The sequence below is a fragment of the [Scytonema hofmanni] UTEX 2349 genome (genome assembly GCF_000582685.1).
GTDB classification, from domain to species: Bacteria; Cyanobacteriota; Cyanobacteriia; order Cyanobacteriales; family Nostocaceae; genus Hassallia; species Hassallia hofmanni.
In genome coordinates this window covers 5367922-5385920 of sequence record NZ_KK073768.1, presented here as the reverse complement: position 1 = coordinate 5385920, position 17999 = coordinate 5367922, and the positions used below count along the sequence as shown (strand labels likewise).

Here is a 17999-nt window from a genome sequence, read left to right as displayed (position 1 = left end):
CAGGAGCGCATGAGTGTTGTTTATTTAAGTTAAGCTTGTCAAACCAGTATTAACCGTTGATAGCAGGTGCAGTCATTGCTACAGGAGCGAAGTCAGCAGCAGCCAAATCTAGAGGGAAGTTGTGAGCGTTGCGCTCGTGCATTACTTCCATACCCAAGTTAGCGCGGTTGATTACGTCAGCCCATGTGTTGATAACGCGACCGCTTGAATCAATTACTGATTGGTTGAAGTTGAAACCGTTCAGGTTGAAAGCCATTGTGCTTACACCCAAGCTGGTGAACCAGATGCCAACTACTGGCCATGCTGCCAAGAAGAAGTGCAAAGAGCGGCTGTTGTTGAATGAAGCGTATTGGAAGATTAAGCGACCGAAATAACCGTGTGCTGCAACAATGTTGTAGGTTTCTTCTTCTTGACCGAATTTGTAACCGTAGTTTTGTGATTCGGTTTCGGTTGTTTCACGAACCAAGGAAGAGGTTACTAGGCTTCCGTGCATTGCAGAGAATAGGCTACCACCGAATACACCAGCTACACCTAATTGGTGGAAGGGGTGCATCAAGATGTTGTGTTCTGCTTGGAACACAATCATGAAGTTGAAGGTTCCAGAGATACCCAAAGGCATACCGTCAGAGAATGAACCTTGTCCGATTGGGTAGATTAAGAATACTGCGGTTGCTGCTGCTACTGGAGCAGAGAATGCTAGGCAAATCCAAGGACGCATACCTAAACGGTAAGAAAGTTCCCATTCACGACCGAGGTAGCAGAATACGCCGATTAGAAAATGGAATACTACCAATTGGTAGGGACCACCGTTGTACAACCACTCATCTAAGGAAGCTGCTTCCCAAATTGGGTAGAAGTGCAAGCCAATTGCGTTAGAAGAAGGAACAACTGCACCAGAGATAATGTTGTTTCCGTAAATCAAGGAACCAGCTACGGGTTCGCGGATACCATCGATGTCTACTGGAGGTGCTGCGATGAACGCAATGATGAAGCAGGTGGTTGCAGCTAGCAAGGTGGGGATCATCAATACACCGAACCAACCGATGTATAGACGGTTTTCTGTGCTGGTGATCCAGGTACAGAAGCGCTCCCAAACGTTGGCGCTTTGGCGCTGTTGTAAGGTTGTGGTCATGAGTTTATGATTGCGGTTAAAACAAAGATGTATGTATCAGTCGGTGTTTAGTCGGCTGTATTCATATATTAAGACACTTTACAAATTGTTACAAGCTTTTTAACTTCAGTAATTCTTACCTAAGCAATTAGCTTTACTTATCAGTGGGGGTTTATTGACATCCTCCCCGGCTTGAACAGGGTGTGGGGGGTGGCTGAGTGGGGTGTAGGGCGTAGAAGAAGGGGTGTGGGGTGTGGGGTGTGGGGAAAGAAATATAGAGTTACTTGAACTTTCTCCGTATTTTATTTCCACACCCTACCCCCAACACCCTACACCCTTCTTCTGGGGATTTGGACCCCACAAGAGCCGTAGACACCGCACTTTTTCGGTGGGGTCTTGAACCCAATTGCACTCATAATGTGGGGTGTTCCCAATCTTCACTTACATTCCCCACACCCCACACCCAGGAGCGAAGCGACGATAAATGCACGGGGATTCCTAAGACTCACGACTTAGGTTTCTGTTTCTTTCCCCTAAGGGTTTTACGCTCTTTATTCCCTTTAACCTTCAGGTCATCAGGTCTTATGTTCGCTCCACAGACTGACACGGCAAGCCCCGCCGCCAAAATATTCTTACTGGCGTTGATATCGCGATCGTGTTCCGAAGAAGTTTAAAGCCCTGGTGATGCAAACGCCGGTCGTTATGAAAGCCTGATATCAACGATATTGGATGCGATCGCTAAAAAAATTTCTTCCCAAGATTCTTCATTCGATTACGAATAGGAACATTTATTTTCTAGTCATAAAAATCTGGAATTATCCCCGCTTAATTCTCTTAAAGAGATGCAATATTTTTTGTTGTTTTAAACAGGAAGTATCTAAACATGCTTATTCTACCGTACAGCAAAGCTATGTTTGCGGTCAGGCGATCGCTTTTCAGAAAGTAGTGATGTAGCGCTAACGCACGCTACCAATACTTAGATTTTTTCACAAATCAAATATGATTCCTATATATTTTTCGGGCAATATGAAAACCTGAAAGATATGAAACCTCAATACTCTCACCACATTTTTTCTCTAACGCTTCTCTTAAACCCGCAAACAAAGAATCCCGCTTCTGTAGTTCTAATGCGATGTACGGTGAATAAGTAGTTAAAAGCATCAAATAATCATCAATGGTATAAGTAGCTTCACACCACAACTCTTGAGTGACTAAATTCTGGAATCTACCTGAGTTAATAGCAAAATTTCCAAAGCTTCTAAAATTCTTTTCCTGAGTTTCTCTGGTTTCATATTGCCCTAAAGATGGAGCATGTATCTGATAAACTTGATGCAAAACTTGGTAAACTTCGTAATCAGGTTGAATTTGCATATTCAACATCAAAACCAGAGAACCGTTGTCTTTTAATGCATCAGCAGCTTTCGGATAGCCAATCTCTGCGGGAATCCAATGAAAAGCACTCGCTGAAAGTACCGCATTAAATTTCCCAGGCTCCAACTCCCACTCTTCAAATGTGGTATTCTTAAATTCTACCTTTGGATATTGAGCACAGTTTTGTCGTGCTAACTCGCAAGCTGCTAAACTTGGCTCAACACAAATCATTGAAAAACCCAATTTAGCAAACGAACTTGTTGCAGTTCCCGGACCACATCCCACCTCAAGAATAATTGCGTCTTGATCAAGTTCAGCTAATTCTACAACAGGAGAAACAAGCTGCATCGGATAGCGTGGTCTTGCCCGGTTGTAAGCATCTGCTACCTCACTGTAACAACTTCTTCTTTCTTCGAGAGTGTAAGTATTTCCGTTAGTATACCAAGTTATTTTTTCTTCGGATTCCATAGTAGCGCTCAATTGAACAGCCTAATTATCAGAGCAGTGCATTCTTATACAATTGTATGGGTGATTGGTAATCGCAATATTACCAATCACCCATAATATCATGTCCGTTTTATTAAAATAAAAATATCGCAACCGTCGTAGAGACGTTCCGTCGGAACGTCTTTACAATATGCGTGATTTGTCGGGCATGATAATATATTTGTTAAATCACCGTTTCTAGATACTGAACTAATTGCGGTGCGCTCATTGCACCCTCAATACGATCAACAGGCTTACCCTTTTTAAATAGTACTAACGTCGGTAGAGCGGAAATTTCATATGCAGTCGCTAACTCCGGGTATTTTTCTGTATCAATTTTAACGACTTTCATCTTTCCGGTGAGTTGAGCATTGACTTGCTCTAAAATCGGCACCATCATTTGACATGGACCGCACCAGTCAGCATAAAAATCTACCAACACCGGTAAATCAGAACCTGACAGCATCTCCTCAAAGCTATTGAATTCCTTTTTCGTTGACATATAACACACCAGTTTTTACTATTTGATTTTAATGGTAGTTCTTGTCCATTGAAATCGGTGTAACAACTTTTTGCTTTTATTGGTGCAAAAAGATATCATCTCCGAAGCGCTACATGTTTGGTAATGCATTACATGCTGTCTTAACATTGCCAGAAGTAAGACAGCATCAGGATTATGAACCAAAGCATTAGACTTATTACAAAAGTTATAACTTTAGGTTGTTTCTCTGCATCAGCCAAAAAATACATAATTATTTACAGTTGCTTTTCAAATGGAACATAATTGCAGATGAAACTCCACTCCAAAGAGGAGTATTTATATCAGCTTTTGTTAAACCTTCGGCTGTCCAAGAATTACAATTTCTCAATATCGAGTAACTGCCTTTTGCTGCATAAAATCCAGCATTATCAGTGTGACCATTACCTAAACGAATTTGTCTGCCATTGGCATCAAGTTGAAAACTAGATTCAATAAAATTTATTAACTGCAAGTAATCGGTTTGATTAATTTTAATACATTTTACTTCTAAATAATTGGGTATTGTTTGGTAGCCTTTAACGTACAACACAGAAGGAGTGGGAAGAAATAGCGCTTTGAAGGTAGTAGAAAGTTTGAGATTTGCCAAAGAAGGAGTTGACATATAAAAATCGCGATCGCCCCAACCAAAGCTCAAATAATTATAATTTGTAGCATTATCTATACCAATCTCATCTATAGATAAATATTTATGCCAATCAAAAACTTTATTTTCAGTTGGTACTATAATATTAGTGTGAATACCAGTATTAGAAACACAAACTTTTATTTCGCAATGATGTTTTGAGTGATTACCCCATTTAGCAGGTATCAAGACAGCGCAACATAGGAAAGCTAAACTAAAAAAGATAGTAGCAAAACAACGGTATAATGAGCGTGGTAAGTTCAGATTTTTCACATATTTCATAACAGCCCCAGCACGGTTAGAGAGAAAAGTTCAACCAGATGAACGGGAAAAGAGGATAATTCTAGATATAAACTATAAATTATTAAACAAATGAATCCCCGCGCACTACTGTTAGTAAATCCTCATGCCCGCCAAGGACAAAATAGTTTGTCGGAAGCAAGGGATTATCTGAAAAAACTCGGCTTTGATTTGCTGGAAAAGTCTACAGAAAATGCCGAGCAAATACCGGAAGTTATCCGACGGCATCAACATGAAGTTGACTTGGCGATCGTTGGTGGTGGAGATGGCACTTTAAACGCGGCAGTCGATGCTTTAGTAACTAGCCAGTTGCCCTTGGGAATCTTGCCTTTGGGAACTGCTAACGACTTAGCAAGAACTTTAGGAATTCCCAACTCTCTAACCAAAGCTTGTGATATTATCGCTCATGGTGAAGTGCGACGCATCGATTTGGGGTGTGTGAACGGCAAGTACTTTTTCAACGTTGCGAGTCTGGGGCTGAGTGTAAAAATTACTCAGCGACTTACCAAAGAAGCCAAGCGTCGATGGGGAGTGTTTGCTTACGCTGCTACCGCATTACAAGTAATTTGGGAATCTCGACCTTTTAGTGCAGAAATTCGTGTCAACGGCGAATCGATAAAGGTGCAAACAGTGCAAATTGCCGTGGGTAACGGTCGTTATTACGGTGGTGGGATGGCGGTAGTTCACGATGCTTCAATCGAAGACCAAAGGCTAGACCTCTACAGTTTAGAGATTAAACATTGGTGGCAAATTATTCTTTTATTGCCCGGTATGCGACTAGGACGACACATTAATTCGCGGAATGTCCGCACCCTTAATGGTCAAGAAATTGAAGTGTATACTCGCAAGCCTCGTCCCATCAATACCGATGGTGAAATCACCACTTACACTCCTGCCCACTTCCGCGTTATCCCTCAAGCATTAGCTGTTTTAATGCCACCAAGCCAACAGTTATGATAATTGGGGATTTGAAGAGGGGGAAAGGGGAAAGGGGAAAAAATTATTACCAATGCCGAATGTCCAATAATCTACTTTTTAATTGAAGCCTTGCGGTAGATGAAAATTTGAGGTTTAATGAAATATCTTGAATTGTAATTGTATTTGTAACTAATCAAATTGTTTTAGTTAAATTTAAATAGGATATTGTGGCAAATCACATCAAATCAAGCCAAATACATTTAAGATTTTCTCAAGATATTAAGTTACTTCTGCAACGGTTAGCGGAACAGCCGTTGACTTTGGGGGATATTTTGGCAGAAACCTCGGAACGGGGTTTTAGTTTAACGATCGCATTATTAGTTTTACCCTTTTTGTTTCCCATGCCACCTGGGTTGACGGGTCCTTTTGCTGGTACTTGTTTGCTATTGTCAGTACAGATGGTTTTAGGTAGGCGATCGCCTTGGCTACCTCAAAAAATCATCAATTACAAATTTCCTCGCGTTTTTGCTCAGACACTTTTGCAAAATCTGCGACGTGTCACTAAAATATTAGAGAAAATTACCCGTCCCAGGTTGGTGAAAATAGCTGATAATCCTTTAACTTGGCGATTAAATGGGCTTTGTATCTCTTGGTTGGCAATATTGTTAATTTTACCTGTTCCCCTTACCAATCCCATCCCCACGGTCGGAATCTTGCTATTAGCAGTTGCCAATATAGAATCTGATGGTTTGCTGATGTGTGTCAGCTATATATTTACTGCTTTGACTAGCTTACTATTTGCATTCATTGTTTATGCAGTGTGGATCGCTCCCAGTTTACTACCTGCGATATTTAGATAATAAAAAAGCCCTCATATCATGTCCGTTTAATTAACATTAACGGTATTTAGACATTTTTTGTGGTCAAAAAAGCCTCAAAGCTATACAGGAATACAGTTCAGTTAAGCCCAAAATACCAGTGTAGAGACGCGTTAGCGAAGCGGGACGAAGTTCAATTTTGCGTCTCTACAGGTCTAAAATCAGTACTAAAAATCCTTAACACCAAGCGTAGTAAGAACATAATTTTTAGGCTAGAGTCCGTTTTAACCCTAGCCTAAAAATTATTAGATACACTCTACTGATAAATGTAAAAACTCAATAAAGTCCGTAGAAGCTTAAGTATCGATATCTTATTCTTCTAAAGACCACCTAATAAACCACCTACTATTGGCAAACCACCTAATAAACCACCTGTTGAACCATTAGCACCACCTATTGAGCCATTTGCGCCACCGATTGAACCATTAGCACCACCGATTGAACCCTCAGCACCTCCTGTAACTACCGCTAAATCAGCGTCATTCACTTCTTGAAACAAATCTGTAGATTGCAATTCAACTTTTTTGGTGTTATTCATGATTATCCTAAGTAACCGTAAAGAAACATTACGCTCTCGCGTACTTGATATAGTTTATACATTTATTTTCAAATAGCAATCAATCCATAGTAAGTTGATAACTATTGAAATTTATGATACGGACTTAAATGCTTCTAAAAGCACAAAAAGGTTAAGTATATTTACTAAAGCCTACGCTTTACCAAGATGCTAGAGGGACTAATCGCGCTGCTAGGTGTGGGAATGCTTATAGGACAAGGTTTTTAGCCAGAATCTACAAATCAGACAGAAATCGAAAAATCAATAATGTGAGTCACATCTGCGGAACATGATATTAAAGCCAATTTCCGACCAAAACATAAGGCACCCAAAAATAAGGAGTTTGATATTTATCTAATAACTCAAGTTGAGCGTGACGCAGAGCTTCCGCTTTAGTTTCGCCTTGTGCTAACTTTTGATAAAATTGATTCATTAATTCGGCACTTGATTGGTCTTCTACCGACCATAAAGTTGCTAAAGTACTGCGGGTGCCTGCTCGCACGGCTATTCCCGCTAACCCTAAAGTAGCTCGCTTGTCACCACTAGCGGTTTGACAAGCACTGAGGACAAGTAATTCAATTGCGCGATCGCTTGGATTCCGAAGTCGCAATAATTTATCAAAATCTTTTACTTTCAATAGCCCTTCCCAAGTGAGAATAAAGGTTTTATCAGCGTTAGAACTAAACTCACCGTGAGTCGCTATGTGAATTACACGAAATGGCGCTTTTTTAATTTTATTTTGGACATTTATTTTTGTAAAAGTGTGATTGAAAAGTTTTTGACTTTTGGGGATCAATGAGTGAACTTTATCTAATTCCAGTTCCACGTTTTTGAGTGGAGCAAATGAGCGACCTTCGATTTGACGTTGTTCGCTAATTCCAGCAATTAAAAGATTTAATTCTCGTCGTTGCAAAGGTTTTGGGTCAATAAGTTGCAAACCAGGAGCTAAAGCGATCGCATACTTTTGGATTAAATATTGTTTCTGTTTCTCGTCATAAAGAACACCCATCGGAATATTTCGCAAAGAACCATCTAGGACAAATACTAAGGTTTTTATTTTCAACTTTGCTAAATCAACTTCCAGCGGTTTAATCAACCAACTATACAGTTCTTGGGAGAGTTTATGAACATCATTAATCCGGTCGGGTTCTCTCAGAGATTTCCCTAATTTATCTAGTTTTAGTTCAACTTCTTTTGCTTCTTTGTAAGTTGTATAGTGGCTAAGTTGACTTTGACTTGGCATCTTGAGAATAATTTCTATACGGTCTTTTAAAATAATTGGATAAATAACAGCTGCTGTTTGATCAATTTTGTCAACTACGTCATCAATTTGTTTTGGCTTCGCTTGTAAACAAGCTTCCCGAAAAAAGTTTTCTAGTTCACTTAATTGCAAAGCTTCAATCACATTCCGCGCTTGCTTTAAGTTATCTTGACTAACTGTAAATTGGGCATTGGGCAATGGGCAATGGGCATTGGGTAATGGGCATTGGGCATCTTGTCCCCCTTGTCTCCCCCTCCCCTTGTCCCCCCCTCCCCTTGTCCCCCCCTCCCCCGCTCCTCCTACGGGTTGCAAGAGTAAATCAACTAATTGCCGATACACAGGTTCTACATTATCTCGAAAGCTAAATTGCACATCTGTGTTTAGGGAAATCAAATCATTGCGTAAAAATGTTAGGGTATCTACAGCTTGAGTATAGAAGGCGATCGCCCCGCTGATATCGCCTTTAATTTTGAGTATCTGTCCTAATTGCCATTGCCAAAGATAAGCAATATCCTGAGCTTTAATTGCCTGAGCTTGTATCAAAGCTTGCTGGGTCAACTTTTCGGCGTTAGGTATATCTTGGGTTTTCAGATACAATCCACCAAGGGCACCCAGACCGTAAGCTTCAGAACGCTTATCGTCAATGCTTCTAGCTTGTTGAATGGCTGTTGCCAAACTTTGAGCAATTTCTTTCCACGATGGAATATCTGCATTGATAGTTTGTTTTAAGTATACCAAACTCTGAGCCAAGTTAATTTGGGCAGAAATTGCCGTCTTGCTTGGTGGTATTTTCGTCAGCTTTAACTGTATCTCAGACGATAATTGTTGTGCTTGCGACCATTTTTGTAGTTCCAACAACATACTCAGTCGATTTAGTTGTGCTTGAATTTGCCCAAGTGGTGAAGTAGATGTGTTAGCAGCTTCTAAATAATATTGCGCTGCTTGTTGGTAAAATTTGATAGCTCCTGGGTCTTTAGTGAAAACAGATGTGCTTACATAGTAAAGGGGCGTATACTCTTCAATAGTTGTGGTATCTTGGTGCGATTCTCTGTTACCGAAAGCTGCGTAAATGTTACCTAAACTGAGCAAAGCAGCGCTTATTTCTGGAGGAGATTGTAATTTTTCGGCTATGTTTCGACTTTCGAGCAAAACTTTTAAGGATAGTTTTAAATCACCAATTAATTGCACCACATCACCCAGGCTACGTAAAGCGGTAGCTTTAACTAATGAGTCTGGTTGCTTTTCTAGACGGTGGTACATCTGCTCTAATGTCGTGTAAGACAGTACGTATTGCCCTAAAGCTTGTTGGGCAATGCTTTGGTTAATTAGACTGCGAGTTTTGCCAACTTCATCACCTGTTTTTGCATAGATATTTTCAGCTTGTTTCCATGTGTTTAAAGCAAGTTCTGGTTTACCTAGTTCTAATTGCAGATTTCCCTGAACTTCTAATGTTTGCGCGAAAACTGATGCTGAATTTGGGGTATTTTGTGAGGTTGTTAAGATTTGCAGGCTTTGAGCGATCGCCATTTCTGCTTTTTCCCATTGTCCAAGTTGCTTAAAGGCTAAGGAGAGATTACTTAAAGCGATCGCTTCTCCTAGTTTATCTCCTTGAGTTCGCAAAGCGTCTGCTGCTTGTTGCAAAATCATCACCGCTGTTGATAACTCTCCACCATTATAGAGTTTTCGACCTTGTTCAATCAATACTTGACCATTTGCCGGTTGCGCTTGAGAAAACACTGGTGATGAAATTATCCCCGAAGCGATAAATAACGCTATTAAAAAGAGGGGAAGGGGGAAAGATTTTTTGTGACGTTTTTTCCTAATTTCTGCAAGAAGTTTATTCTTGATAAAACGTCGTACCTCTACAATAAATCGCCAGCGTTTTCTTGTCATTTCATGTCCGCGCTTATTACATACGTTGTAGAGACGTACCAATGCTACGTCTCTTCGGATTTTTTTATTAATCTCAATTAAACGGACATAATATCATTAACCGTAAAACCCTGGTAAAGACGTTCCGGCGGAACGTCTCTACAATATATGTGATATGATGTCCGGCAAATCAACCATAATCAAAAACTGTAAAACCCTGGTAAAGACGTTCCGGCGGAACGTCTCTACAATAATATATGTGAAACATCGACCTAATCTAAATATCCGTTATCCAGAACCTTTAGAGACGTAGCAGTGCTACGTCTCTACATTTATTTTCACGACTATGTGTGGGAATTAGGCGGATTTTCCTTTCCCCTTTTCCCCTCTTTATAGCAGCTTGTCTGGCGTAATTGGTAAATCGCGGATGCGCTTGCCTGTCGCATGATATACAGCGTTTGCCACAGCTGCCGCTACTCCAGTAATGCCAATTTCCCCGATACCTTTAGCACCGATCGCATTGACGTGGGGGTCTTCTTCTTCGACAAAATAAGCCTCAATTGCCGGAACATCGGCGTTTACAGGGACATGATATTCCCCCAAATTGGAGTTAATAATCCGCCCAAATTTATGATCGGTGACAGTTTCTTCAAATAGTGCCATGCCTAACCCCATAGTAATACCGCCAATCATTTGCGATCGCGCTGTTTTCAAATTCAGTACCCGTCCGGTACCAAAAGCACCAACAAACCGTCTCACACGCACTTCCCCTAAGTCTTGATCGACACGCACCTCGACAAATTGTGCGCCAAAGGAGTGCATTGAGTGCTTCTTATTTTCTTCGTCAAACTGAATATCAAAGTTAGCTTCCACCAAATTGAGATTTTGCCGCTTCAATATATCTGCGTAACTTTCCCTTTTTGCTTTATCGCTTTTGACAAATATCTGTCCATCTTCAAAGGCGATTTCTGTATCGGGGATATTGTAAAGAGGCGATCGCTTATCTGCACGTGCAATATCCAGTACTTTTGCACGTGCAGCTTTTGTGGCACCGGCAACTGCACTACCCACTGACGCAACTGTCCCCGAACCGCCAGAAACGGGCGCTTTCGGGAAATTAGTATCACCGAGTTCAAATCGCACCCGCTCTACAGACACACCCAACACATCGGCGATAACTTGCGCCATCACTGTTGCCGTACCCGTACCCATCTCATGGGTGCTGCTTTGCACCACAACGCTACCATCAAGCATAATTTTGGCTACAGCGCTGGCAGGAAAGCGATACACCGGATAGGTAGCTGTTGCCATGCCCATACCAATTAAATAACGCCCATCCTGCATCGAACGCGGTGTAGGGTTACGTTGCGACCAGCCGAATTTCTCCGCACCGAGTTGGTAACATTCCTTCAGCGACTTGCTCGACCAGGGCAAGTTTGTATCTGGATTTATTTCCGCGTAATTACGCAACCGCAACTCAATGGGGTCTAAATTTAACTTGTAGGCGAGTTCATCCATCGCCGATTCTAACGCAAAAGTTCCCGGAGCTTCCCCAGGAGCACGCATAAATGTTGGCTGCCCTTTGTTAACCTTGACAACCCGCTGTGAGGTTTGCAAGTTCTGGGTAGCATATAATAAGTGTGTTGCCACGGTGAAGGGTTCGACGAATTCACCTACAGCGTCTTCACAACTGTGGGAAATGCCTTTATGAGCGATCGCCGTCAAGCGCCCATCACGTTTTGCCCCCAGTATAATTTGCTGCTCTGTTTCCGCTCGATGTCCCACATTGGTAAACATCTGTTGACGTGTTAAAACTAACTTCACCGGACGTTCCACGAAACGCGCAGCAAGAGCAGTAAGGGGAACATGCGACCACATACCACCTTTACAGCCAAACGCCCCACCGATAAAATGACAGACGATACGTACATTTTCTTCCGGAATGCCAAAGCCTATCGCCAAGGTTTTCTGCTGACCAAATGTAAACTGGGTTGCATCGTATACGGTGAGTTTATCACCCGACCACACAGCAGTTGTCGCATGGGTTTCTATCGGGTTGTGATTTTCGGTGGGTGTGGTGTAGGTTTCTTCTATCCGCACCTCAGCTTCAGCTAAACCTTGTTCTAAATTGCCCCGTGCGATGTCTGCTGGTCTGAAGCCAACCGGACCGGTTGGCATAACCGCTTTTTCGCGCTCCATCTCAGTTACAAATGGTTGCTCTTGGTAAGCGACACAGACCAAAGATGCCGCGTAGGTAGCACGTTCTAATGTATCAGCAACTACAAGCCCAATATATTGTCCATTGTGATATATATTGCCATCTACTAAGGGGAGGCGGACTTCGGCTGCGGCTCCACCTGTCATGATCAAAGGCATTTCTTTCAATTTAGGCGCATTGAGATGCGTGATAATGGCGATTACCCCTGGTAATTTTTCTGCTGCACTTGCATCAATACTTTTAATAGTTCCACGGCTAATATTACTGCCAATTAGTACTGCGTGGACGAGATTTTCCAGCGGGAATTCAGCCGAGTAATGTGCTGCACCTGTCACCTTCAAGCGTCCATCAACTCGGTCTATGGGTTTACCAACTACTTCAGTACTCATGCCATTTCTCCTACAATAGTAAGTGCGCGGACGATCGCCCGCTTCGCCATTTCAACTTTGAATTTGTTGTACTTTTGCGGTTTGGCTTCTTGTAGAGTTACTTCCGCTGCTGCTTTGAATGTCTCTTCGTTCGGTTTGGCACCAATTAGAATGTTCTCAGCTTCGAGCGATCGCCACGGTTTATGTGCGACACCACCCATTGCAATTCGCGCCCCCTTGATGGTACCGTTGTCAATATCTAAAGCTGCGGCAACGGAAACCAAAGCAAAAGCATAAGAAGCGCGATCGCGTACTTTGAGATAATGCGATCGCTTTGCAAAGGGTGAATCAGGCAAATCAACAGACACAATCAACTCACCTTGCTGCAACACCGTATCAATTTCAGGTGTCTCCCCTGGTAAAACATGAAACTCTGCTATGGGGATTGTACGTATCCCGTCCGCTACTTGAATGCGGATAGTAGCATCCAACGCTGCCAATGCCACACACATATCAGAAGGATGAGTAGCAATACATTTGTCACTTGCACCCAAGATAGCGTGAATCCGATTATATCCTTCAATTGCCGCACAACCTGAACCGGGTTGGCGTTTATTACAAGGCATCAAGATATCGGTAAAATAATAGCAGCGCGTTCTTTGCAGCAAATTTCCCCCCACACTTGCCATGTTTCGCAGTTGTGGTGAAGCACCTGCAAGAAAAGCTTGGGAAAGTAAAGGATATCTTTCTTGAATCAGTTGATTATTTGCCACATCGCTGTTTTTAGCCAATGCACCAATCCGCACCCCACCTGGTATCACCTCAATTAAAGTTAATGGCAATCGCGTAATATCAACAAGCTGTGAAGGTTGCGTCACACCTTCTTTCATCAAATCAAGCAAGTTAGTTCCACCGGCAATAAACTTTGCTTCTGTGTTACTTGCAACCGTTTGAATAGCTGCACCTTCTTCTGTAGCGCGAGTGTAAGCAAATGGTTTCATATTTCATTCCTGTCAATGGTCAAAAGTCAATAGTCAATAGTCAAAAGTCAAGAGTCAATGGTCAAAAGTCAAGAGTTATTCCAATACGGTTCGGATAAGGTTTTTTGATGAAAATCATAGATTACAAAGACGCGATAAATCGCCGTCTTTACAATAATCAGTCCTTTGTAGAGACGGCGATTTATCGCGTCTCTTGCCTTAACACCAAGCGTATTGATAGTTATTCTCCTTGTCCCCCTTGTCCCCTTGTCCCCCTTGTCCCCCTTCCCGCTTCCCCTTTCCCCCTCCGACATCTCCTATTGAGAAGTGCGAACTTCTTGCACAGCAGCGACGATACCAGGATAAGCACCGCAACGACAAATATTCCCACTCATACACTCTCTAATGCCTTCATCCGATGTTGGGCATCCTTCTGTTAAAAGAGCTACAGCGGACATGATTTGACCCGGTGTACAATAACCGCACTGAAACCCGTCGTGCTTGATAAATGCCGCTTGTACCGGATGAAGTTCATCACCACTAGCCAGTCCTTCAATCGTGGTAATTTCAACATCATCGTACATGATGGCTAACGACAAACAAGAGTTAATTCTGCGTCCGTCAGCCAGGACAGTACAAGCACCACATTGTCCGTGGTCGCAACCTTTTTTACTACCAGTCAGTCCAATGTATTCTCGTAGAGCATCAAGTAGAGTGACACGCGGTTCAATTTGTAAAGTGTGTGCTGTACCGTTGACTTGCAGCGTCACGCTTATAGTATCTGATATTTGCGGTGTTAGGTTGGGAGCTTTGATTTGAGCTTGTGCCATAGTAATCCTCCTTGCAAAATTAGCGATCGCATCTATTACTGTACTTAACAATCATTATTTGACCAAACTTGCGACATCTGAGCCTAAGCTTCATCTATATTGCTCCATAATTCAGTTTTTATTGAGTAAAAATACTAACTCCTCTCGTCAAATACCTCAAAATATTCTTCTAATCACAATACAAGCTCATCTGCTTATAGTGTCTCTGTCGCAAGATTGATGCCATGTAGAGACGTTCCAGTGGAACGTCTTTACAAGGGTTTCAGGTAACGCATAATTAATTTTGGTCGATGTTCACTCCAGGGCAAGTAGTTGGAGTTAAGCTTTGAAAAGTAGTGTTAGCAGAAGCAATCAAAGTCACATCCCCGTTGTCGTTAATTACCCAACCAGTAGCAGGCACAATTTGATTTGGTAACTTCGAGTCACTTACCTTAGTTATTTTCTCCTCCTCTCCCCCTCTCCTCCTCTCCCCCTGCGTGACCCAATTGACAGTTGCAGTCTGATTACTACGCAGTGCTTCATTTGGTAAAGGTGGTAAACCCCCACGTCCGGTGATGATAAATACATCGCCTCGATTTGCTGGGCAACCTTGGGTAATTAAATGACTTTGATCAACAAGATCGCTGGATAATTTTAATAATCCACGAGTGGGGTCTAGATCAGGTGTATTGATTTGCACATTACCACTTAAGGAAGGATTTGCTCCAGTAGCCGTGATTTCACTTTCTAGAGTAGCTGCATTCCGGAACTGAGTACCAAAAATACCAGTGGCATTAATAGTTACATTTCCGCCCCGAAAATCAGCAGAGTTGGCACTGATATCGCTATTTTCACTCTTGACAGCGACGATGAAACCATTGTTGGCATCAATGTTGATGTTGCCGCCTGTGATATTATTGCCTGTGGCGTTGGTGGTGATAGCACTGCCTCGGCGCAATATTAAATTAAGAGAGCGCAGGTTGATATTTCCCTCTCCTGCTTGAGTATTAGCCGTGAGTTTTCCTTGATTGTCCAGCAATATCAGACCAGAAGTAATCTCTAAGTTGCCAGCATTCCCAAAGCCAGTACTCGCTACACTAATTGCTGCCCCATCCTGGACAGTCAATTTGTTAGTATTAACTCTTAAATCACCAGCATTACCAAAACCATCGCTTGCAGCTAGCAAGGTACTACGAACAATCTGACCATTGCCATCAATACCGGTGCCAGTAACTGTTACAGAGTTCGAGGCATTTATATCTAATCTCCCTGCCTGACCTCTACTACCGTTAATCGCAGCAGTGGAGATGCTTGCACCGTTTTGGACAAGCAAACGTTGTGTGTTGATTATTAAATCCCCCCCGTTGCCAGTCGCTGGGATGAATACTTTGCTACTTCTGGTTGTGGTCTCAGCAAGCAGACCACTAGGTAAATTCCTATCTAGTACGGATATGCCGCTGGCTTCTACAGATTCAGAGGCATCTATTCTCAAAGTCCCTGCATTACCTGAACCAATGGTACTAGTTAATATTCGCCCTCCATCACGGAGAATTAATTTCCCGGTGGAAATATTCACTGTTCCAGCATTCCCAGCATTATTGTTGCGACCGAGACTCTGAGTTCCTAAGCTTGTATAAAATCCATTTCCCAGTAACTGTACAGATTCCGAAGCATTTACTGTTATGTTCCCTCCCGCTCCCGAACCAAAGGTAGACGCGTCTATAAATGCACCATCACGGACAATCAACCGTTTCGTTTCAATTTCTATGTCACTCGCTGGTCTGTTTTGCCCAGTCGCAGTAAGTAACTGGCTGTTGTTACTTATTTCTACAGTTTCAGATGCTTTGATTACCAGAGGTTGACCTGGTTTGTTTCCCAGAGTAAACCTCGCTATTTGTGAATTGTCAGCGATCGCAATATCTCTGCCACGCAACTGAATACCACCACTGCCTTCACCACTTGTATTAATCAAAGCTCTTTGGGATAGTTGAATATCTTGGAAATTCTGCACCCCTTCATATCCAAATGCCGAGCCTTCGGAAATTGGATTCAGGCTGACGAGACTGTTAGGGGCAACACTCCCTATGTCAATTCGTCCTCCTGGTGCAATCAGTCTGCCACCTTTAACTAATACATCACCACCTAAGATAGCCAAGGTATTACCAGGCACAACTTGTTCTAGCGTAGACCCATAAATTTGAATCGGTTGAGCAATTTGCCCAAATTGCAAACCGATGGGAACACTTACAGTTAGTAGTGGTGGTGTTTGGAGATTAGTAGCACTAAATTGTGTGCCATCAGCAAATATGATATTATTCGCTGTACTCACGAAGAAAGAGCCATTAATGTTTAACGAGGCATTCTGACCAAAAATAATGCCGTTGGGGTTAATCAGAAAAAGATTAGCAGAACCGTTAGTTTTGAGTAAGCCATCTATATTAGAGATTGAGCCACCCGTCACCCGGCTAATAATGTTTTGAACATTCAAGTCATTACTAAAAAAAGCCGACCCACCTGTGGGTACAGACAATTCTCTAAAACTATGAAAAAGATTGTTTCCAACTCTATTTCCATTAATAATAGTAAAGTCGAGATTATTGGTGGTTAAAACCTCAGTAGATAAAGTCCTATCTGACGTGATTTGTGCCTGAATTAAATCAATTTTAGTCAGAAAGCATAAAAACCCTAAACCAGCAATCCAAAAATAGTTAGTTTGTTTTCTCATCAATCCTTAATAAAAATTAAATTAGGCGTTGTTGATTAGATGTATGAATTTTGGTGTAGAGAAGAAGCATGTGCAACGTCTCTTTGAAATCACGGAAAATCATTTTCATGCCTTGAATTCAGCAACGCCTTCAGGACTTATATGATGTCCGGTCAAACAGCCATAATAAAAGAACCCCTCCCCAACCCTCCCCGCAAGCAGGGAGGGTGCCACAGGCAGGTGGGGTTCTTCATGAATTCTGGATGATTGCGCGGACATGATATTACGCAAGGACTACATATTTCCGTCCCTATCGACGTGAGGAAGCACCTATCTAAGTCTTGTTTTTTGGTAACGAGTGCGTAAGTCCTAGCCTTAAATTTAGTACAAATTACCTGTTTATAGTTAAGTAGGCAAAAGCTTTATTAAAACACTGTTTAACTGGTTCTGCCTAATTTATGACTGAATTATCTTAGTTACAATTTGGTAGGCATATTTGTTCGTGCTGAGTTATATACGACCAACGTCCCCAGCCACCATCTGGACATATGACGCAAGCCTTGGTTGATATCCCCGGTTTATCAATAGCCGGAACTTTAACCTCTACTTGTGATGGTGAATCTGCTTTGTTTGCATCTTGCGGGGTTTCAACGACTTTTAGCTCAACCGATTCGGATATGGTAGCTATCTGAAAGTTCGTCTCCTCAGCGATCGCAATGGGGCTAAACATCAACAAAAATGATACAAATAAAGCGATGACAAGAGAAATTTTCCGTTTCATGATTTATCTCCTTAGTAAATAAGTTTAAGTTTTTTCCTCATCTCTTACCGGAACAAGGGAAAAGAAATGAAAACCAAGAGTTATTTAAGTATGCGCCCTTCATTTTTGTTACCGACAATAAAATTCAACTCTTAGCCTTTTCTTGACTATACCGCTATTGGAAGCTAGTTGGATTAGAAAATACTTATCTAAAGAAAATAGTATTTTATACCTTGAGATAGAT

Annotated in this window: 13 protein-coding genes; 2 read left to right on the top strand and 11 right to left on the bottom strand. The window is 41.9% G+C overall.

Going from position 1 to position 17999, the window contains the following annotated elements:
- Positions 1-49 precede the first annotated feature (49 nt).
- From psbA to TOL9009_RS0129575, 4 genes are all read right to left on the bottom strand, one after another.
- The gene (psbA, locus tag TOL9009_RS0129590; RefSeq protein WP_029637019.1) at positions 50-1132 is read right to left on the bottom strand and encodes a photosystem II q(b) protein; all 1083 of its coding nucleotides are present in this window, start codon (positions 1130-1132) and stop codon (positions 50-52) included.
- A gap of 972 nt (positions 1133-2104) precedes the next feature.
- Positions 2105-2950 carry a class I SAM-dependent methyltransferase gene (locus tag TOL9009_RS0129585; protein ID WP_051503067.1) on the bottom strand — a complete coding sequence of 282 codons (846 nt, stop codon included), beginning with the start codon at positions 2948-2950 and terminating at the stop codon, positions 2105-2107.
- Between the two features lie 202 nt (positions 2951-3152).
- Positions 3153-3470, bottom strand: a complete 318-nt coding sequence (gene trxA, locus TOL9009_RS0129580; protein ID WP_029637016.1) for a thioredoxin — start codon at positions 3468-3470, stop codon at positions 3153-3155.
- A 250-nt stretch (positions 3471-3720) separates the two neighbouring features.
- A complete protein-coding gene (locus TOL9009_RS0129575) occupies positions 3721-4413 on the bottom strand; it encodes a TIGR02117 family protein (protein ID WP_029637015.1) in 693 nt (230 codons plus the stop codon).
- Positions 4414-4503: 90 nt separating this feature from the next.
- On the opposite strand from TOL9009_RS0129575, the gene TOL9009_RS0129570 reads away from it, so the two are divergent.
- Together TOL9009_RS0129570 and TOL9009_RS0129565 are read left to right on the top strand one after the other, a co-directional pair.
- Positions 4504-5388 (top strand): lipid kinase, encoded by an 885-nt coding sequence (locus TOL9009_RS0129570; RefSeq protein ID WP_029637014.1) that lies wholly within the window; start codon positions 4504-4506, stop codon positions 5386-5388.
- A gap of 188 nt (positions 5389-5576) precedes the next feature.
- Positions 5577-6209 (top strand): exopolysaccharide biosynthesis protein, encoded by a 633-nt coding sequence (locus TOL9009_RS0129565; protein ID WP_038296689.1) that lies wholly within the window; start codon positions 5577-5579, stop codon positions 6207-6209.
- A 337-nt stretch (positions 6210-6546) separates the two neighbouring features.
- On the opposite strand, the gene TOL9009_RS0129560 is transcribed toward TOL9009_RS0129565, so the two are convergent.
- The 7 genes from TOL9009_RS0129560 to TOL9009_RS40895 all read right to left on the bottom strand — a co-directional run bounded on the left by TOL9009_RS0129560 (position 6547) and on the right by TOL9009_RS40895 (position 17776).
- Entirely contained in the window at positions 6547-6765 is a 219-nt protein-coding gene (locus tag TOL9009_RS0129560; RefSeq protein WP_029637010.1) for a hypothetical protein, read from the bottom strand.
- A gap of 313 nt (positions 6766-7078) precedes the next feature.
- Positions 7079-9937 (bottom strand): CHAT domain-containing protein, encoded by a 2859-nt coding sequence (locus tag TOL9009_RS0129555; protein WP_063628710.1) that lies wholly within the window; start codon positions 9935-9937, stop codon positions 7079-7081.
- A gap of 369 nt (positions 9938-10306) precedes the next feature.
- Positions 10307-12523: a xanthine dehydrogenase family protein molybdopterin-binding subunit gene (locus TOL9009_RS0129550; RefSeq protein ID WP_029637006.1), complete on the bottom strand. Its 2217-nt coding sequence runs from the start codon at positions 12521-12523 to the stop codon at positions 10307-10309.
- Positions 12520-13503 (bottom strand): FAD binding domain-containing protein, encoded by a 984-nt coding sequence (locus TOL9009_RS0129545; protein ID WP_029637005.1) that lies wholly within the window; start codon positions 13501-13503, stop codon positions 12520-12522. The genes TOL9009_RS0129550 and TOL9009_RS0129545 overlap by 4 nt, the downstream gene beginning before the upstream one ends.
- Positions 13504-13799: 296 nt before the next feature.
- Positions 13800-14312 carry a (2Fe-2S)-binding protein gene (locus TOL9009_RS0129535; RefSeq protein ID WP_038296687.1) on the bottom strand — a complete coding sequence of 171 codons (513 nt, stop codon included), beginning with the start codon at positions 14310-14312 and terminating at the stop codon, positions 13800-13802.
- 277 nt (positions 14313-14589) lie between these two features.
- Complete coding sequence (locus TOL9009_RS0129530; protein WP_029637001.1) at positions 14590-17016, bottom strand: two-partner secretion domain-containing protein; 2427 nt, start codon at positions 17014-17016, stop codon at positions 14590-14592.
- Positions 17017-17467: 451 nt separating this feature from the next.
- Entirely contained in the window at positions 17468-17776 is a 309-nt protein-coding gene (locus tag TOL9009_RS40895) for a hypothetical protein (RefSeq protein ID WP_038296685.1), read from the bottom strand.
- Positions 17777-17999: the final 223 nt, after the last annotated feature.